Origin of the sequence: Thermotoga sp. 38H-to (assembly GCF_011057665.1) — a bacterium.
Lineage (GTDB): Bacteria > Thermotogota > Thermotogae > Thermotogales > Thermotogaceae > Thermotoga.
In genome coordinates, this window is sequence record NZ_LNFZ01000002.1 from 341,481 (window position 1) to 361,091 (window position 19,611).

17 protein-coding genes are annotated in these 19,611 nt (G+C 49.1%); 5 read left to right on the top strand and 12 right to left on the bottom strand.

The features are described from left to right. Positions 1-12: 12 nt before the first annotated feature. Genes leuB through ilvB form a run of 9 tightly spaced genes read right to left on the bottom strand, consistent with a single transcriptional unit; the run spans position 13 to position 10,919 of the window. Positions 13-1,077, bottom strand: coding sequence for a 3-isopropylmalate dehydrogenase (gene leuB / locus AS158_RS05780; RefSeq protein WP_038054614.1), 1,065 nt, complete (start codon positions 1,075-1,077; stop codon positions 13-15). 3 nt (positions 1,078-1,080) lie between these two features. After that, positions 1,081-1,581 (bottom strand): 3-isopropylmalate dehydratase small subunit, encoded by a 501-nt coding sequence (gene leuD, locus AS158_RS05785; protein WP_038054782.1) that lies wholly within the window; start codon positions 1,579-1,581, stop codon positions 1,081-1,083. Positions 1,582-1,585: 4 nt separating this feature from the next. Beyond that, positions 1,586-2,839: a 3-isopropylmalate dehydratase large subunit gene (gene leuC, locus AS158_RS05790; protein WP_038054621.1), complete on the bottom strand. Its 1,254-nt coding sequence runs from the start codon at positions 2,837-2,839 to the stop codon at positions 1,586-1,588. Between the two features lies 1 nt (position 2,840). Further along, on the bottom strand, positions 2,841-4,382 hold the full coding sequence (gene leuA, locus AS158_RS05795; protein ID WP_038054623.1) for a 2-isopropylmalate synthase: 1,542 nt from the start codon (positions 4,380-4,382) through the stop codon (positions 2,841-2,843). Further along, on the bottom strand, positions 4,369-5,985 hold the full coding sequence (gene cimA, locus AS158_RS05800) for a citramalate synthase (protein ID WP_038054625.1): 1,617 nt from the start codon (positions 5,983-5,985) through the stop codon (positions 4,369-4,371). The genes leuA and cimA overlap by 14 nt, the downstream gene beginning before the upstream one ends. A 12-nt stretch (positions 5,986-5,997) precedes the next feature. Next, a complete protein-coding gene (gene ilvD, locus AS158_RS05805) occupies positions 5,998-7,662 on the bottom strand; it encodes a dihydroxy-acid dehydratase (protein WP_038054627.1) in 1,665 nt (554 codons plus the stop codon). Further along, complete coding sequence (ilvC, locus tag AS158_RS05810) at positions 7,652-8,662, bottom strand: ketol-acid reductoisomerase (protein WP_165304694.1); 1,011 nt, start codon at positions 8,660-8,662, stop codon at positions 7,652-7,654. Before ilvC ends, ilvD begins: the two co-directional genes overlap by 11 nt. Further along, complete coding sequence (ilvN, locus tag AS158_RS05815; RefSeq protein ID WP_038054630.1) at positions 8,662-9,177, bottom strand: acetolactate synthase small subunit; 516 nt, start codon at positions 9,175-9,177, stop codon at positions 8,662-8,664. The genes ilvC and ilvN overlap by 1 nt, the downstream gene beginning before the upstream one ends. Beyond that, the gene (gene ilvB / locus AS158_RS05820) at positions 9,174-10,919 is read right to left on the bottom strand and encodes a biosynthetic-type acetolactate synthase large subunit (RefSeq protein WP_038054632.1); all 1,746 of its coding nucleotides are present in this window, start codon (positions 10,917-10,919) and stop codon (positions 9,174-9,176) included. The genes ilvN and ilvB overlap by 4 nt, the downstream gene beginning before the upstream one ends. 228 nt (positions 10,920-11,147) lie before the next feature. Between ilvB and AS158_RS05825 the strand changes: the two genes are divergently transcribed. From AS158_RS05825 to AS158_RS05845, 5 genes are read left to right on the top strand one after another with little or no spacing between them, the layout of a single operon-like run. Next, entirely contained in the window at positions 11,148-13,310 is a 2,163-nt protein-coding gene (locus AS158_RS05825) for an aspartate kinase (RefSeq protein ID WP_038054634.1), read from the top strand. Beyond that, a complete protein-coding gene (thrC, locus tag AS158_RS05830; protein ID WP_038054636.1) occupies positions 13,310-14,356 on the top strand; it encodes a threonine synthase in 1,047 nt (348 codons plus the stop codon). The genes AS158_RS05825 and thrC overlap by 1 nt, the downstream gene beginning before the upstream one ends. Then, positions 14,353-15,198 carry a homoserine kinase gene (gene thrB / locus AS158_RS05835; protein ID WP_038054638.1) on the top strand — a complete coding sequence of 282 codons (846 nt, stop codon included), beginning with the start codon at positions 14,353-14,355 and terminating at the stop codon, positions 15,196-15,198. Before thrC ends, thrB begins: the two co-directional genes overlap by 4 nt. Positions 15,199-15,209: 11 nt before the next feature. After that, entirely contained in the window at positions 15,210-15,944 is a 735-nt protein-coding gene (locus AS158_RS05840; protein WP_038054640.1) for an ABC transporter ATP-binding protein, read from the top strand. Next, the gene (locus AS158_RS05845; RefSeq protein ID WP_165304695.1) at positions 15,926-17,164 is read left to right on the top strand and encodes an ABC transporter permease; all 1,239 of its coding nucleotides are present in this window, start codon (positions 15,926-15,928) and stop codon (positions 17,162-17,164) included. Before AS158_RS05840 ends, AS158_RS05845 begins: the two co-directional genes overlap by 19 nt. On the opposite strand, the gene AS158_RS05850 is transcribed toward AS158_RS05845, so the two are convergent. From AS158_RS05850 to AS158_RS05860, 3 genes are read right to left on the bottom strand one after another with little or no spacing between them, the layout of a single operon-like run. After that, on the bottom strand, positions 17,156-18,286 hold the full coding sequence (locus AS158_RS05850; protein WP_165304696.1) for an NADP-dependent malic enzyme: 1,131 nt from the start codon (positions 18,284-18,286) through the stop codon (positions 17,156-17,158). The genes AS158_RS05845 and AS158_RS05850 overlap by 9 nt on opposite strands. Before the next feature lie 5 nt (positions 18,287-18,291). Beyond that, complete coding sequence (locus AS158_RS05855) at positions 18,292-18,786, bottom strand: FumA C-terminus/TtdB family hydratase beta subunit (RefSeq protein WP_038054646.1); 495 nt, start codon at positions 18,784-18,786, stop codon at positions 18,292-18,294. After that, entirely contained in the window at positions 18,776-19,594 is an 819-nt protein-coding gene (locus tag AS158_RS05860) for a fumarate hydratase (RefSeq protein WP_029683199.1), read from the bottom strand. Before AS158_RS05860 ends, AS158_RS05855 begins: the two co-directional genes overlap by 11 nt. Between the last annotated feature and the right edge of the window lie 17 nt (positions 19,595-19,611).

Consider the following 19,611-nt stretch of genomic DNA (forward strand, 5'->3'; position numbering starts at 1 on the left):
CTGAAGGGCCCTTCACCATATTTCTTCGAGTTTTTTACATACGAGGTCTCCCATCTGAGAGGTCGAAACTGCCTTTTCTGGATCCTCTGCGATGTCTCTGGTTCTGTATCCCTCTTCTATAACCAGCTCAACCGCCCTTTCTATCTTTCTTGCCTCTTCTACCATTCCAAAGGAGTGTTCAAGCATCATAGCGAGAGAAAGGATCTGTGCGATCGGGTTGGCGATGTTCTTTCCGGCTATGTCGGGAGCAGACCCCCCTGCTGGTTCGTAGAGGTTTTTGTCACCGAAAGATGCGGACGGCAGAAGACCAAGAGAACCAGGAAGCGCCGCGCTCTCGTCCGAGAGAATATCTCCGAACATGTTCGTTGTGAGAATCACGTCGAACTGCGATGGTTTCAGGATGAGCTGCATGGCAGCGTTGTCCACGTACATGTGTGTCAGCTCCACGTCGGGGTATTCTTTCGCTACTTCGTTCACGACCTTTCTCCACAGCATGGAACTGTAGAGGACGTTCGCTTTGTCGACGGAAGTGACCTTTTTTCTTCTGTTTCTTGCGATTTCGAAGGCAGTTCTCGCAATCCGTTCCACGGTCTTTCTGTCGTAGATCATGGTGTCGAATCCTTTTTCCTCATCCAATCCCCTTGGTTGACCGTAGTAAATCCCGTAGGAGAGTTCTCTGACGGTCACAAGATCGATCCCGGATCCGATCACCTTTTCTTTCAGGGGAGAGACATGAACAAGGGATCTGTAGACCTTTATCGGTCTGATGTTCGCATAGAGATTGAGCATCTTCCTCAGGGCGAGGAGACCCCCTATTTCCGGTCTCTTCTCTGGAGGAAGATCGTCCCATTTGGGTCCTCCAACACTTCCAAGAAAGATCGCGTCGGCTTCTAAACATATCTTTTTTGTCTCTTCAGGAAGAGGCTCACCGAATCTGTCTATGGCATCTCCTCCGATGTGTCCAAAGACTTTCTCAAAGGTTTTCCCTGTTTTCTTTTCTACCACCTCGAGCACTTTCAGGGCTTCTCTTACAACCTCGGGACCTATGCCGTCTCCAGGCAAAACCGCTATCTTCATCCGTCACTCCCCCACTTCTTTGAGACAGTATTCGAGCCATCCACCCGCTTCCATGATCTTCATGAGAAACTCGGGATAAGGTCTTATTCTGTACTCTTTGCCCTTGGTGAGATTCCTCACCACTCCGTTTTCCAGATCCACCTCTGCCATGTCGCCCTCTTCGAATTCGTCAGCTTCTTTCAGTTCGACGATGGGAAGACCGATGTTTATGGCGTTTCTGAAGAAAATCCTTGCAAAAGACTTGGCTATAACACAGGAGATTCCAGCCGCCTTTATGGCAACGGGAGCGTGTTCTCTCGAAGAACCACATCCGAAGTTCTCCCCTGCCACGATGATCGAGCCTTTTATATCGTCCCGTCTTCCAAAGCCGGGCCTTGCGTCCTCCATACAGTATTTCGCGAGTTCCTGAGGGTCCGAAGTGTTGAGGTACCTGGCCGGTATGATCTCGTCCGTGTTCACGTTGTCCCCAAAGACGAAAACCTTTCCTTTTATCTTCACCACCATCACCTCACAACTTTCTCGGATCTGCGATGTATCCCTTTATTGCGCTGGCCGCGGCAACGGCAGGAGATGCCAAGAAGACCTTGCTGTTCGGATGTCCCATCCTTCCGACGAAGTTCCTGTTCGTCGTGGATATTGCAACTTCTCCTTCCGCGAGCACTCCCATGTGTCCACCAAGACAGGGACCGCACGTGGGTGTGGAAACAGCACAGCCCGCGTCGATGAAGATATCGATGAGTCCTTCCTTTAGAGCCTGTTTGTAAACCTTCTGCGATCCCGGAATTATGATGCATCGAACGTCCGGTGATACTGTTCTTCCCCTCAGAATCTGTGCAGCGAGTCTGAGGTCTTCTATCCTTCCGTTGGTACAGCTTCCTATCACTACCTGATCTATCTTTATCCTCTCTTTCTCCGCTTCAGAAACATCCTTCGCGTTGGATGGGAGGAATGGATAGGCAACCTGAGGTTCGAGTTTAGAAAGGTCCATCTCCACTTCTCTCACGTACTTCGCATCTTCGTCAGGGTACATCTCTTCCACTTCTATGCCTCTTTCTTTCTCGTAGGCAATGGTGATTTCGTCTACCGGAAACAGTCCCGTCTTTCCTCCCGCCTCGATCGCCATGTTCGAAACGGTGAAACGGCCGTCCATACTGATCTCTTTCACACCGGGTCCGGAGAATTCTATCGCCTTGTAGTTGGCCCCATCTACTCCCAGTATGGAGATGAGCTTCAACACGAGGTCCTTGGCAGTCACCAGATCCCCGAACTTCCCACGAAGAGTCACCTTTATGCTCTCAGGGACACGAAACCACACCTTGCCTATGAGGTAGAAGCCCGCTATGTCGGTGGACCCCACCCCGGTCGCGAACGCTCCAAGGGCTCCGTAGGTACAGGTGTGCGAATCTGCGCCTACCACGAGATCTCCAGATTTTACGATTCCTTCTTCTGGAAGCAGCACGTGTTCAATTCCCATCCTGCCTATTTCAAAGAACTTTTCGATCCCCTGCTCTCTTGCGAATTCTCTCATCATCTTTACCTGCATAGCAGACTTTATGTCCTTGTTGGGGGTGAAGTGATCCGGAACGAGCACCACTCTGTCCGGATACTTCACTTTCTTTCCACCGTACTCCTTGAACTTCTTTATCGCAAGCGGAGCCGTTATGTCGTTTGCAAGGGCGACGTCTGGCTCCAGAAGGAGAAATTCTCCCGGTTCCACCTTTCTTCCCGCTTTTTGGGAGAGTATCTTTTCTGCAAGTGTCATATCACTCAGCACCTCCGTTTTTTCTGAGAAAACCTTTGGCGATGAGGTACTTGTTTATCGCGTTTATGTAAGCTATCGCGGAAGCCTCCACTATGTCCGTGGAGACACCCCTTCCACTGTAGAGTTCACCGTTTATTCTCAACGTGAGTTTGACCTCTCCCTGTGCGTTCTTTCCAGTTCCAACCGCCTGAATTATGTACTCCTCGAGCTTCGGTTGAATACCGAGCGCTTTGTCTATAGCCTTGAAGATAGCATCCACTGGACCGTTTCCTGCCTCTGCTGCTTCTTTCTTTTCATCTCCAACCTGAAGCACGACCGCCGCGGTTGGAAGCAGCGTGTTTCCGGTGTGTACATGGAAGTGAACGAGCTTGTAACCGTTGATGGGCTCCCTCAAAACTTCCGAGACGATCGAGAAAAGATCATCGTCGTAAACCTCTTTCTTTCTGTCGGCGAGTTCTGTGAACTTCTCGAACACTTTCTGGAAGGTCTCTTCGTCGAGTTTGATGCCGTAGCTCTCCAGCTTCTTTCTGAGGGCGTGCTTTCCGGAGTGTCTTCCAAGCACGAGCGTCTCGGAAGACCTGCCGATATCGGATGGTTTCATGATCTCGTAGGTCTCCCTGTGTTTCAGCACACCATCCTGGTGTATACCCGACTCGTGAAGGAACACGTTCTCTCCCACTATGGGTTTGTTTCTGGACGGGATGAGCCCCGTTATATGTGTGAGGAGCCTGGAAGCGGGGTATATGAGCTCTGTCTTTATACCCGTCTCGTAGGGAAGTTTGTCTTTCCTCACCTTGAGGATCATCACGAACTCTTCCAGGGCACAGTTTCCTGCCCTCTCTCCGATACCGTTCAGAGTCACTTCGACCTGGGTGGCTCCGTTCTGAACGGCAGCGAGGGAGTTCGCCACAGCGAGTCCAAGATCGTTGTGACAGTGCACAGAAAGATCGACATTCTCTATACCGGGCACACCCTCTCTCAAGGTCTTTATGAGTTCTCCAAACTCATCGGGAAGGGCGTACCCCACCGTGTCCGGAACATTGATCGTAGTAGCTCCGGCTTCGATCGCCGTCTTGTAGGCTTCTATCAAAAAGGGAACCTCCGTTCTCGAAGCGTCTTCCGCCGAGAACTCCACAAGGTCGAAGAACTGTTTTGCGTAGCCGACGTATCTTCTGATCCTCTCGAGGATTTCCTCTTTCTCCATTCTCAGTTTGTATTTTCTGTGAATCGGAGAGGTCGCTATGAAAACGTGTATCATACGTTTGTCTTTTGGTCGATCCTTGAGAGCCTCGTACACCGCGTCTATGTCCTTTTCAACACACCTTGCGAGTCCCACCACTATGGGTTTCTGAACGGCGCTCGCAACTCTTTTTACAGCTTCAAACTGCACGGGAGATGAAACGGGAAACCCAGCCTCGATGAGATCGACACCGAGATCCTCTAACATGAGTGCCATTTCTACTTTTTCCTCAACCGACATCGAAGCCCCTGGGGATTGCTCTCCATCCCTCAACGTTGTATCGAAGATCTTAATTCTCCTCATCGTTTCTCATCTCCTCTTCATCCCTGTGAAGCTTGTACTCTAAGGATTCGAGAAGAGCGGTCCAGGAAGCCTCTATGATGTTTGGTGAGACACCAACAGTTCCCCACCTTCTCTTTCCATCGCTGGACTCTATGAGAACCCGTGTTGTCGCTCTGGTACCCGCCTGCTCGTTCAGGATTCTCACCTTGTAGTCTGTGAGTTTCGTGTCTTTCAGAGACGGATAGAATTTTTCGAGGGCCTTTCTCACCGCTCTGTCGAGCGCTTCTACCGGTCCTTCTCCTTCTGCCGCGGTGTGTTCAAAGGGTTCGTCGTGTCCCAGTTTTTTTGCAACTTCGTCCGGGACTCTGACCTTCACGGTTGCTTCGGAGAAACTCTCCTCATCCCTGTTCTTTATGGTCATCACGGTGAAGCCGAGAAACTCAAAGTACTTCTTTCTTTTCCCAAGCATATCCCTGACAAGGAGTTCAAAAGATGCTTCCGCTCCTTCGAAATGGTATCCCTGCGCTTCCAATTCCTTGATCTTTTCGAGAATCTCCCTGACCTTGGGCGATGATTCATCTACTTCGAATCCCATTTCTCTTATCTTCTCCAGCACGTTGCTCTTACCGGAAAGCTCTGAGATGGATATGATCCTTCTGTTTCCCACAAGCTCTGGGTTGATGTGCTCGTAAGTCCTTGGATCGCGTTTTATAGCGGAAACATGAACTCCTCCCTTGTGTGCGAAGGCGTAATCACCCACGTAAGGCATGTTCTCGATGTGAGGTCTTCCGGAGAGTTCCGCCACGAGGTGTGCCACATCGAAGAGTTTCTTCAAGTTCTCTCTTGGTATAACCTCGAGCCCCATCTTGAGGACGAGATTTGGGATCACCGAGCAAAGATTCGCGTTTCCACATCTCTCCCCAAGTCCGTTTATGGTTCCCTGAACGTGCACAGCTCCTTTTCTCACGGCCACAAGTGTGTTCGCCACCGCCACATCCGAATCGTTGTGAGCGTGTATACCGAGCGGAGCTTTCACGTGTTTTTTCACATCTTCGATGATCTCCTCGATCTCGTGGGGAAGCGTTCCCCCGTTCGTATCGGCAAGAACAAGACAATCAGCACCCGCTTCCTCTGCCACCTTCAGGGTCTTGAGGGCGTATTCTCTGTTCGCCTTGTACCCATCGAAGAAGTGTTCCGCGTCGTATATCACTTCATCGGCGAATCTTTTGAGATATGAAACTGTGTCGTATATCATCTTCAGATTCTCCTCGAGCGTTGTTCGCAGAGCTTTCTCCACGTGAAGATCCCAGCTTTTCCCAAAGATCGTGTAAACAGGTGTTTCTGCTTTTATGAGGGTCTGTATGTTCGTGTCTTCTTCTACTTTCACGCCGGGTCTTCTTGTGGAACTGAAAGCCGCCACTTTCAGGTTTTTGAAGTTCATACCTTTTACAGCTTTAAAGAACGCTATATCTTTTGGGTTGGAGCCAGGCCAGCCCCCCTCCAGATAGTGAACACCGAGACTATCGAGGGCCTCGGCGATTCTGATCTTATCCTCGAGTGAGAAAGAAACCCCAAAAGCCTGTGCGCCGTCCCTGAGTGTTGTATCGTAGACCTTTATACTCAAAAGACCACCCCCTCAGGGCTTCCTGAAGGTCGCCCCTTTGCTTGCTGACTGAACGAAGAACGCGTACCTTCTCAGGTAATCGCTGTCCACTTCTTTAACCAGAGGTGTGAATTCTTTCATTCTCCTTTCGAACTCTTCGTCTGAGATCAAGAGGTTCAGGGTTCTCTTTTCAAAATCTATCTCGATGAGGTCCCCGTCTTTCACGATACCTATAGGACCACCTTCTGCCGCTTCCGGAGAAACGTGCCCTATCACAGCACCGTGTGATCCTCCCGAAAACCTACCGTCCGTGATGAGAGCCACGTCCTCCGCAAGGCCCATTCCCACAATGGCAGAGGTGGGTGAGAGCATCTCTCTCATACCAGGACCACCTTTTGGTCCTTCGTAGCGGATCACGACCACGTCTCCTTTTTTGATCTTTCCTGAGAGAATGGCTTTTGTTGCCTCTTCCCCATCTTCAAAGACAACGGCTGGACCAACGTGGTGCATCATCTTCTCAGGAACACCAGAGAGTTTGGCAACCGCCCCTTCTGGAGCGAGGTTTCCAAAGAGAATTCCGAGCCCACCCTCTTTGTGGTATGGATTATCGAAGGGTCTGATCACGTCTTCGTTCAGGATCTTAGCTTCCCTGACGAGATCACCCATTTTTTTCAGATAGATGGTCATGACGTCTTCTCTCAAAAGACCATTTTCCTGGAGACGTTTCATCACAGCGTAAATGCCACCGGCGTCGTCGAGATCTTGTATGTGGTACGGACCAACGGGAGAGATGTTGCAGATGTGAGGGATCTTCCTGCTGAGTTCATCAAAGACCCTTATATCGAAATCGATTCCAAAACTCTCGGCTATCGCTTTCAAATGCAGAACCGTGTTGGTGGAGCCTCCTGTTGCGAGGTCCACCATAACAGCGTTCATGAAAGAGTCCAGAGTGACGATATCCCTAGGCTTTATATTTCTTTTTACAAGTTCCACAACGAGCATTCCCGCTTCTTTCGCTATTCTCAACCTCTTCGCATGAACGGCCGGGACGGTCCCATTCCCCTTCGGTGCAATTCCGAGAGCTTCCGCCAGGGAGTTCATCGTGTTTGCGGTGAACAATCCGGCACACGAACCGGCTCCGGGGCACGCGAGGTCTTCTATCGCTTTGAGCGTTTCTTCATCGACTTTTCCCACTCTGTGTCCACCAACCGCTTCGAAGACGGTGATGAGATCGATGTCCCTGCCGTTGTAACGACCTGCAAGCATGGGACCTCCGGATATCAGAACGGACGGGATGTTCAATCTTCCCATGGCCATCATCATGCCGGGTGTGATCTTGTCGCAGTTGGGAACGAAGACCAAACCATCGAATGGAAAACCGCTGGCAACGATCTCTATGGAGTCTGCTATGAGCTCTCTCGAGGGCAACGAAAATTTCATTCCCCTGTGGTCCATGGCTATTCCGTCACAGATCCCGATCGTTGGGAAGACAAAAGGAACTCCCCCGGCCATCCTCACACCGGCTTTCACCGCCTCGACGACCTTGTCAAGGTGGACATGGCCGGGAATGATCTCGTTCCACGAAGACACTATACCGATGAACGGTCTTTGCATTTCGTCGTCCGTTATTCCGAGCGCTTTCAAAAGTGATCTATGGGGAGCCCTTTCGAGACCTTTCTTTATCACATCACTCCTCATCCACGTTCCTCTCCTTGAGCCAAGACATCATTTTTCTGAGTTCTTTTCCTACTTTTTCTATGAGATGCTCTGATTCTTTCTTTCTCATGGTGTAGAAGTAGGGTCTTCCCGCCTGATTTTCGAGTATCCAGTCCTTGGCGAACTTTCCCGTCTGAATGTCCTTGAGCATCTGCTTCATGTTCTCTCTCACTTCTTTTGTAACGATCTTTTCCTGACTGATGTAGTCACCGTACTCCGCGGTGTTGCTGACGGAGTATCTCATGAAAGAGAGACCACCCTCGTAGATGAGGTCAACGATGAGCTTGAGCTCATTGAGACACTCAAAGTAAGCTATTTCCGGTTGATAACCCGCCTCCACAAGAGTTTCGAAACCAGCTTTTATGAGAGCCGTTACTCCACCACAGAGGACCGCCTGCTCTCCAAACAAATCCGTTTCCGTCTCTTCCTTGAAGGTCGTCTCTATCACACCCGCCCTTGTCACACCGATACCTTTGGCATAAGCGAGCGCTATATCTTTGGCTTTACCGGTGTAGTCCTGATAGACCGCTACGAGAGCCGGCACACCCCTTCCCTCAACGTATTCTCTTCTCACGATGTGACCAGGGCTCTTCGGAGCGATCATCGTCACATCCACGTTCTTCGGAGGTATGATCTGGTGATAGTGGATGTTGAACCCGTGGGCGAACATCAGCATCTTACCCTCGGTGAGGTGTTTTTCTATGTATTTTTTGTAGATCTCCGGCTGGTTCTCATCTGGGATGAGCATCATGATGATGTCGGCCTCTTTTGCCGCCTCTTCTATGGTTTTCACGGTTAAACCCTGTTCTTCCGCTTTTTTCCAGCTCTTGCTTCCCTCCCTCAATCCAACCACGACGTTGAGACCGCTGTCTTTCAGATTCAACGCGTGCGCATGCCCCTGACTTCCGTACCCTATGATCGCGATCTTTTTGTCCCTGATCAGTTCGAGATCCGCGTCTTTGTCATAATAAATCACTGCCATCAGAATCCCTCCCCTTCTTTTACATTCCATCTGTTCATGGCCACGATACCTGTTCTCGCTATTTCTTCCACCTGCTTCTGAGGAAGTAGATTTATGAAGGCCTCTACTTTGCTCCTTGCGCCAGTGATCTCTATGATCGCACCTTCTCTGGAAACATCGATGATCTTACCCCTGAATATCTCGACGAGCTGGAAGATCTCCTGTTTGTCCTCATCGAACCTCACCTTGATCAGAGCCATTTCTCTCTCCACACGGTTCTCTGGAAGGGGATCGATGGGAGTTACCTTCACAACCTCCACGAGTTTGTAGGCCTGTTTTTCTATCTGCTCGATCGTTTTGTCATCGCCCTTTACCATGATGACGAGCCTTGAAAGACCCGGAGTTTCTGATTCTCCAACGGTGATACTGCTGATGTTGAATCCCCTTCTGGCGAACAGATTCGCCACTTTCCTCATCACACCAGGTTTATTGTGGACGAGCATGGATACAAGATGTTCCCGAATCTGGTTCGTCATCTTTCATCACCTCTCCTGCCCTCTTCGATGACCTTCAGAACTCTTTCCACGAAAGTTTCATCGTATGGGGCTTCAAGAAGTGGTGTCCCCACGTCTCCTCCCGGTGGCACCATCGGAAGAACGTTCTCAGCGGGATCAACGACGGCGTGGATGAGCATCGGTTCTCTGGACATTGCGAGCTTTTCGATCGCTTCATCGACTTGATCGGGTTTCTCTATTCTCATCGCTTTTATACCAATGGCTTCCGCTATCTTCGCGAAATCCGGGTTGTCAGACAGAATAGTGGCAGAGTATCTGCAATTGAAGAAGAGTTGCTGCCACTGTCTCACCATTCCCAACGCTTTGTTGTCCATCACGATGATCTTCAGAGGGAGGTTGTATCTCTTTATCGTCATGAGCTCCTGTATGTTCATCTGGAAACCACCGTCTCCGGCGAAGACTACAACTTCTCTGTCAGGAACTCCTATTTTGGCTCCTATCCCGGCAGGAAGGGCATATCCCATCGTTCCAAGTCCTCCGGAACACAGGAAAGACCTCTGATGTTTGAATTTGTAGAACTGTGCAACCCACATCTGGTTCTGTCCCACATCCGCAACGACCACCGTGTCATCTGGAAAGACTTCGTTCACCTTTTCCACAACGTACTGAGGTTTTATGAGCTTCCCATCCCTCTTGTAGGTGAGCGGGTGCTTTCTCTTTATCTCCTGAAGCTCTTCGACCCAGTCTGAGAAGTCCGTCTCGATTTCGTATTTCAAGAATTCCTGTAGGACACTCTTCAGATCACCGACTATGGGCACGTCTACCCTTACGTTCTTCCCGATCTCGGCGGGATCTATGTCAACGTGGACTATCTTGGCGTTCTTTGCGAATGTCCTGGGATTTCCGAGGATCCTGTCGCTGAATCTCACACCGAGGGCGATGACAAGATCCGCGTTGGCCACAGCGTAGTTTCCATAGTAAGTACCGTGCATTCCTATTCCGTCATAGTAAAGTCTCTCATCGGAAGGGTTAACCCCACGTCCCATGAGGGTACTGACAGCGGGAACCCTGAATTTGTCGATGAACTGGTTTACGAGATCCATTGCACCGGAAAGATTCGCTCCACCACCTACAATGACAACAGGGCGTTTCGACTCTTTCAAGAGTTCAACCGCTTTCTTTATCTGTTTGGGATGACCTTTCACCGTGGGTTTGTACCCCAATATTTCTACCGTATCGGGATAATTGAATTCTCCTTCGGCCGTTTGTATATCTTTTGGAAAATCCAGGACAACGGGTCCTGGTCTCCCCGTTGTGGCAACGTAGAACATTTCTTTTATCGCGTAAGGAAGTTCTTCTATACTTGTGACGAGATGGTTGTGCTTGGTAATGGGCATGGTGATTCCTGTGACATCCACTTCCTGGAAGGCATCGGTTCCTATTAAAGAAGTTGGAACCTGACCGGTGATCACTACGATCGGAATCGAATCCATGTAGGCTGTGGCTATGCCCGTGACCGTGTTCGTGGCACCCGGTCCGGAAGTGACGATGACCACTCCGGGTTTTCCCGTGACCCTCGCGTAACCATCTGCCGCGTGTGTGGCTCCCTGCTCGTGTCTGAAGAGATAGAATTTTATCTTATCTTCGTAATTGCAGAGTTCGTCGTATACGTTGATGATTGCACCACCAGGGATACCGAAAATCGTATCTACTCCTTCCCTCAGAAGGGCTTCAAATAACATCTTTGAACCTTTCATCTTCACGTGAACCACTCCTCTCGGAGGTTGAATGATTATACCAGATCTGGAATAATAAATAAATCAAGAGGGGTTTTTAGGAATGGTATATCACTCGCTTTAAAATGTCAAGTTGTTGAATCGAATTTTTTGTTAGAAGTAGCATTTTTATCATGAAAATGTAAAATTTAGGATAAGATGCGAACATATCGATCCTTTAAAATGTTCACAAACTCTTCCCAGGGAGTGAGAAAAGTGCGGGTAGGAATCGCGGGGCTTGGAACTGTGGGCGGCAGTATATATCGCATACTGAAAGAAAGAGGAAATGAAATAGAAAAAAGAGTCGGTGAAAAGTTCATCATTTCAAAGGTGATAAATCGCTCTCCTAAAAAATACGAACTACTCGGTGTGTCGAAAGAGGAGATAGCTTTCGATTTCGATGATCTCATCTTGAACAGCGACGTGGTTGTGGAAGCAATAGGTGGGACAGACGTGGCGGTCGATCTCGTGCGACGTGCTTTGGAGCTGGGGAGAATCGTGGTAACCCCAAACAAGAATCTCATCTCCGAGTACGGCAATGAATTCTTAGAGTACATAAAGAAACGAAAGCTTTTCTTCGAGGCATCTGTGGGTGGGGGTATTCCCATAATATCTCTCCTTCAGGATTATCTGATCTTTCAGAAAGTCACAAGGATACGTGGAATAATGAACGGAACAACGAATTACATCCTCACGGAGATGAGCAAGGGAAGATCTTTCGAAGAAGTTTTGAAAGAGGCTCAGGATCTTGGCTACGCTGAGGCTGACCCTACAAACGACATCGAAGGTTACGACGTGGCGTACAAGGTTTCCGTTCTGGCCGGTGTGGTAACGGGAAGGTTCCCGGGCATAGACAGCGTGCAGTTTGAAGGCATAACCAGAATAGATCCGGAGTATCTCAAGGAGATCGTTCGCTCTGGAAGAAAGCTGAAGCTGATCGGAGAACTCGACTTTGCGACAAACAGATACGAGGTGCGTTTGAGAGAAGTAACACCGGAGGATCCGTTCTTCAACGTGGACGGTGTGGACAACGCGATAGAAGTTTCAACCGATCTCGCTGGAGATTTCCTTTTGAAGGGAAGGGGAGCGGGTGGATATCCCACCGCCAGCGCCGTGATAGCGGATCTCTTCAGAGTGGCGAAGTACAAAGTTCTCGGTGGTGCCGAGAAGTTCTCAGTTGTGGTGATGAAGTTCGGTGGAGCCGCCATCTCCGATGTGGAAAAACTCGAGAAGGTGGCCGAGAAGATCATAAAGAGGAAGAAGAGCGGTGTGAAACCCGTTGTCGTACTTTCCGCTATGGGAGACACCACAGATCACCTGATAGAACTCGCAAAGACAATCGACGAAAACCCTGATCCGAGAGAACTCGACCTCCTTCTTTCGACAGGAGAGATACAGAGCGTGGCTCTCATGAGTATCGCACTCAGAAAGAGAGGTTACAAATCGATTTCCTTCACTGGAAATCAACTGAGGATCATAACCGACAAACGTTACGGATCGGCAAGGATCATCGATATCAACACGGATATCATTTCGAGGTATTTGAAACAAGATTTCATACCTGTCGTCGCCGGGTTTCAGGGTATAACCGAGACGGGGGACATCACCACCCTCGGGAGGGGTGGATCGGATCTCACAGCGATCGCTCTCGCTTACTCACTGGGAGCGGATCTGTGTGAACTCTACAAAGACGTGGACGGGGTGTACACGGCGGATCCCAGGATCGTAAAGAACGCGCGGGTGATAAAAGAGCTCTCCTGGGAAGAGATGATCGAGCTTTCAAGACACGGTGCCCAGGTGCTGCAGGCAAGAGCGGCAGAATTCGCGAGAAAGTACGGTGTCAAGGTTCTCATAAAGAACGCACACAAGGAGACTCGTGGAACTCTCATATGGGAGGGGACAAAAGTGGAGAATCCAATCGTCAGGGCGGTTACCTTTGAAGATGGTATGGCGAAAGTCGTTTTGAAGGACGTGCCAGATAAACCAGGTGTTGCAGCACGGATTATGAGAACTCTCTCACAGATGGGAGTGAACATCGACATGATCATACAGGGAATGAAAAATGGAGAGTACAACACTGTAGCATTCATCGTTCCAGAATCCCAGCTTGGAAAACTCGACATCGACCTTTTGAAAACAAGAAGCGACGCAAAAGAAATCATCATTGAAAAAGGACTCGCAAAGGTCTCCATCGTAGGGGTGAACCTCACCTCAACACCTGAAATCTCCGCCACTCTCTTTGAAACACTGGCGAACGAGGGGATCAACATCGATATGATCAGTGCATCGAACAGCAGGATCTCTGTGATCATAGACGGGAAATACGTGGAGGATGCCGTGAAGGCGATCCACAGCAGATTCGAACTGGACAGGGAGTGATGAAATTGGGAATACTCGAAAAGTACAGAGAATTTCTTCCCGTAACAGACAAAACCCCCATGCTCTCTTTGAATGAAGGGAACACTCCTCTCATACCCCTCGTGAACATGAGTAGGGAACTCGGAATAAACATCTACGTAAAATACGAAGGGGCCAATCCGACGGGGTCCTTCAAAGACAGAGGAATGGTCGTTGCCGTCGCAAAAGCACTGGAAGAAGGCTCGAAAGCCATCATGTGCGCTTCGACGGGAAACACCTCCGCGTCCGCTGCCGCGTACGCAGCAAGGGCGGGAATAAAGGCGATCGTTCTGATACCGGAAGGGAAGATCGCGCTCGGAAAATTGGCTCAGGCGATGATATACGGCGCTGTGGTGCTTCAGGTGAGAGGAAATTTCGACAAGTGTCTGGAATTGGTCAAGGAAATCACATCTAAATATCCCATCACACTCGTGAACAGCATCAATCCCTACAGACTCGAAGGGCAGAAAACGGCCGCTTTTGAGATAGTCGACGAGCTCGGCGATGCACCGGATTACCATTTCATACCCGTGGGAAACGCGGGCAACATCTCCGCTTACTGGATGGGGTACAAAGAGTACTACCAGCATGGGTTCTCTACCAAACTGCCGAAGATGATGGGATTCCAGGCGGAAGGAGCTGCCCCCATAGTTCGCGGCCATCCCATAGAAAACCCGGAGACGATCGCCACTGCCATAAGGATTGGTAACCCCGCAAACTGGGAAAAAGCGGTGCGGGCACGCGACGAATCTGGCGGAGACATCGACATGGTGAGCGACGAAGAAATACTACGTGCCCAAAGGCTCTTAGCCCAGAAAGAGGGAATCTTCTGCGAACCCGCGTCCGCTGCTTCAATAGCGGGTCTTTTGAAGAAGCACAAGCAGGGAATCTTCAAAGGTGGAGAAACCGTCGTGTGTACCCTCACCGGGAACGGTTTGAAGGATCCAAACATCGTCATCTCACAGCTTGAGCCCCCAAGGACCATAGAAGGAAGAGTAGAAGAGATTCTGGAGGTACTCGACATATGAAGATCCTGGTGCCGGCCACAACAACCAATCTCGGAGCGGGATTCGATGTCTTTGGACTCGCGCTGGATCTTTTCAACGAGGTAGAGTTTTCCTTCGATACGAAAGAGACAACCATAGAAAGTGTTGGAAAATACGCACCGGATTTGAAAGATCATAATCTGTTTTTCAAAGTCTTCGAGTTCTTCGAAAGAAGAACCGGGTACAGGGTACCACCTGTCTGGATCAAGCAGACGTGCAACATTCCTGTGTCGAGTGGCCTTGGATCGAGCGCAGCCGTGATCGTTGCGGCACTCCACATTGCGAACGAAGGAACAGGTAGGAACCTTTCACGGGAAGATCTCATGAAACTCGCTGCGGAGCTGGAAGGCCATCCCGACAACGTTGTTCCCGCCTTCACAGGAGGTCTCGTTGTTTGTTATCAAAACGGAAGTCACTTTGATTTTGAAAAGTTCGAAATCGACCTTTCTCTCACCTTTCTCGTTCCGAACTTTTCAATGTGCACGAATGAAATGAGAAAGATCCTTCCGGAGAAGGTTCCTTTTGAAGACGCTGTTTTCAACATAAAGAATTCGTGCCAGTTCCTTGCAAAGATCGCAGCCGGAAAGATCACAGAGGCCCTGAAATACGTAGGAGATCGTCTTCACCAGAACTACAGAATAAACGGCAACAGGAAGATGAAAGAGTTTGTGGAAGCCATTTTGTCAAAAAATCCCGAATACTGGTTTGTGAGTGGATCCGGTCCTTCTGTTTGTTCCAGCATAAACAACTTCGACGGAATTCCTTATCTCAAAGACGTTCTGAAGCTGAGAGTGAACAACAGGGGGATGATAATCTCAGAATAGGGGGTGTATCGATGGAGGCAGTGATTGTAAAGGATCTGAAAAGAAGCATTGGAAAGAAAGAGATCCTGAAAGGAATTTCTTTTGAGATCCAAGAAGGAGAGATCTTTGGTCTCATAGGACCAAACGGTGCGGGGAAGACCACCACACTCAGGATCATCTCAACGCTGATCAAACCTTCTTCCGGAACTGTCACCGTATTCGGAAAGAACGTTGTCGAAGAGCCACACGAAGTGAGGAAGTTGATCAGCTACCTTCCCGAAGAAGCGGGTGCCTACAGGAACATGAGGGGAATCGAGTATCTGAGATTCGTTGCGGGTTTTTACGCTTCCAGTTCAAGTGAGATGGAAGAGATGATCGAACGGGCAATGGAGATCGCCGATCTCGGTGAAAAGATAAAAGAAAGAATCTCAACCTACAGCAAAGGTATGGTGAGAAAACTCCTCATAGCGAGGTCTTTGATGGTGAATCCTCGTCTCGCCATCCTCGACGAACCCACCTCCGGTCTCGATGTCCTCAACGCAAGAGCGGTGAGAAAGATATTGAAACGGGCATCTCAGGAAGGTCTCACCATACTGCTCTCCTCTCACAACATGCTCGAAGTAGAGCTCCTCTGTGATCGAATAGCGCTGATCCACAACGGAATGATCGTGGAAACGGGAACCGCCGAAGAACTCAAAGAAAAGTACAGAGCACAGAACATCGAAGAGGTCTTCGAGGAGGTGGTGAAATGTTCGGAAGACTTCTGAAGAAAGAGATAAAAGAGCTTCTCAATCTGGGGACGATCGTCTCTGTCGTTGTGATGGCTGTTCTGTACGCTTCACTGGGTAACGTGTTCAAAAGCGCCGTAGAGAAATCCAACGTTGGTCAAAAGGTGGCGATTGTGAGAGAGGACACTGGAACGATCGCCGAATTCGCAGAGAAAGCTCTCAGCAATATAGTGGACATCGTATACGCAGGAAGTGATCTGAAAGAAGCGGAAGAAGCTGTGAAAAAGGAAAGGGCTTCTGCGATCATTGTGATACCCGAGGGTTTTTCTCAAAGCTTGGAATCAGGTGAAAAAGCGCGGTTGGAAATTGTGTGGTACTTGAGAGGAACCGGCCTGTCAGAAGCGGTCTCCACAGGTATGATCTCATCTCTGATCGAATCCCTCAAAGTGCAACTCGCTTCATTTGTACTGAATGATCCGAAAAAAGCCCAGCTTCTGTTCAATCCATTCGAAGTCGTTCAACATACCTATTTGAAGGGCAAACTCTTTGAAAATCACTCACCAAAAGAGATAATGAACGTCTTCTACTCTCAAAACATAACGATTCCCATTCTGATCATGATGCTGATTGTCATGTCAGGATCTTCCCTCATCACCTCACTCGCACTTGAGAAGGAGAACAAAACTCTCGAGACACTCCTCACGATGCCTGTGAAAAGGGAACACATCGCACTCGCAAAGATCGTGGGAAGTGCGATCGGTGGTTTGATCTTTGCGGGAATATACATGGCAGGCTTCTACAGCTACCTGAATTCTCTAACGCAGGATGTTCAGGGAATGGGATTGAACTTTAAAACCGTAGATTTTCTACTGATGGGATTGAGTCTCTTTCTTTCCATCTTGGCTGGCCTTTCTCTCTGTATGCTACTCGGTATGATGGCAAAAAACGAGAGCAGCGCTCAGCTTCTCACGTTTCCCATTTCGATACTCGCACTGGTTCCGATGATAGCGAACATGATCATGGATTTTTCGAACCTTCCAGGAATTCTCAAGGTAATTGTTTTCCTGATTCCTTTCTCTCATCCCATAATGTCTCCGAAGCTGACTTTTTATGGGGAATATGGTCTCATTCTCTCGGGAATTCTGTACCTTCTCATCTTTTCCGTCGTCACCACGATCTTTGTATTCAGAATTTTCAACTCAGATTACATCGTTCTTGGATGGCAGGGGGAGAAAAGTTTGAAGTTTTTCTCACGTTGAATCTCTGACAGCGGTATAAACGTTCAGATGAACCTTCATATCGAAGGCTTCTGGAACGATGCGTTCTGGTTCTGGTTTGCATGAACGAGCGATGGCTTCCACGGCGGAGAGAAGCATATTCTTTGTGATCTTAGATCTTTTCTCCACAGCTCCTTTCATAATACCGGGAAAAGCGAGGAGGTTGTTCACCTGGTTTGGATGATCTGACCTTCCCGTCGCCACGATGAAGGCACCCGCTTCCCTCGCGAGTTTTGGATCTATCTCAGGTACTGGATTTGCGAGGGCGAATATCACAGGTTTTCTGTTCATTTTCTCTATCCACGCTGGTTTCAGAATGTTTCCCCTCGAAACACCTATGAAGAAATCAGCGCCTTCTAGGGCTGTTTCAAGATCACCTGACAATCCTTCTGAATTGGTGATGCGTGCGATTTCGAGGTGATACTCGTTCAAACAGGTCTCTGGGTTTCTTTCGTTGAGGATGCCGTTTTTATCGACAGCCACAACGTTTTTCACACCAAGATCGAGCAAAAACTTCACGATGTTGTAGCCGGCGGCTCCTATACCGTTCACAACCACCTTTACTTCTTCGATCTTCTTCCCCGTGAGTTTCAACGCGTTGAGAAAAGCTGCAGAAACCACCACTGCAGTTCCCTGCTGGTCATCGTGGAAGACGGGTATGTTCATCTCTTCCGAAAGACGCTGAAGGATTCTGAAACACTTCGGCGCTCCTATGTCTTCAAGATTTATTCCACCAAAGCTCGGCTCAAGACTCCTAACGATAGAGATTATTTTTTCCTCGTCAGATTCGGAAAGACAGATGGGAAAGGCGTCGAGATCGGCGAAGGCTTTGAAAAGAAAGGCTTTTCCTTCCATCACTGGAAGGGCACCGTAAGGTCCAATATCACCGAGTCCCAGAACGGCGCTTCCATCCGAAACAACGGCAACCATGTTCCATCTCGAGGTGTAAATGTAGGTCTTTTCTGGGTTCTCAGCGCAGATTTTGGCAACGTCCGCGACACCGGGTGTGTAGAGCAGAGATAGCATCTCCCTGTCAACCTTTTCGACAGGAAGGATAGTTCTTATCTTTCCCTTCAGAAATCTGTGTATCTCGAGCGCATCCATATCTCTCACTCCCTGAAAATCGTGTTCCCGCTGCTGTCGATCGCCACAATAAGGGGAAAGTCCTCCACTTCTATTTCATAGACCGCTTCGGGCCCGAGGTCTTCAAAGGCCAAAACTCTCGACTTTTTCACCCTCTTCGAGAGGGCAGCGGCTGTGCCGCTTGGTGTAACAAAATAAACCCTCTTCCATTTTCTGCAGGCCTCTATCGCCTTTTTTGAACGCTTTCCCTTCCCTATCGTTGCGGTGACCCCAAGATCGAAGAGCATCTCCAGGTAATCATCCATTCGAGCACTCGTGGTGGGTCCTATGGCACCCACAGGCTTTCCGGATGGTGTTTTGGCAGGGCCCGCGTAAAAGACAATTTGCCCCCTGAGATCCACCGGTGGTTCTTCTCCTCTATCGACGATCTCTTTCAAACGTCTTTGAGCTTGATCTCTCATCACGATGAGCTTACCGGAGTAACGAATTTCCTGACCGGCTTTCAGATCTTCAATCCTCAAAAGTCACTTTCCCCCTTCTGCAGAGGTAACAATCCACCGAAACGGCAACCGGCAGGGTGGCGATGTGGGTCGGAAAATGTTCTATGTGAACGGAGTAAACGGTGATACCCTTTCCGAGACCTTGAAAGCCTATTCCGAGAAAGTTGAGTTCCTCTTCGAGTTCCTTCTCGAGTTCTGCGTATTTTGGATCTTTGTTCCTCTCCTCGAAGCTCTTCGTAAGCGCCAGCTTCGACAGGAGAAGGGCCTTGTCGGCTGTTCCTCCGATTCCGATACCCACGTGGAGCGGCGGGCAGGCCTTTGCTCCGTGTTCTTTGATATGCTCGACAACGAATTCTTTGACTTTCTCCACATCCGAGGTGGGAGTCATCATACGAAGAACCGTGAGATTTTCACTGCCTCCACCTTTCACCAGAAATCTGATCTCAAGGGATTTTCCCTTCACCTGGAAGATGTGGACGATTGCGGGAGTGTTCGTTCCAGTGTTGATTCTTTCAAAGAGTGGATCGGTGACGATCGAATAACGAAAAGGATACTCGCTGTACACCTCTCCAACGGCTCTGTTCAGAGTTTCCTCAATGGGTTCTTCCAGTTTTACCTCGTGACCGATGAAGACGAAGAATTCCACTATCCCTGTGTCCTGACAGAGTGGAAGTTTTTCCTCTTTGGAAACGCGGTAGTTTTCCTTTATTATATCTGAAAAGGGACCTTCGTACCGCTCGATGATTTCTTCTACCTCTGGATTGATCTTTATGTTGGCATCAATGATAGCCTTCTTGATCTTTTCGGAAATAACATGTTTGTTTATCAAAGCTCTTCACCTCAAGG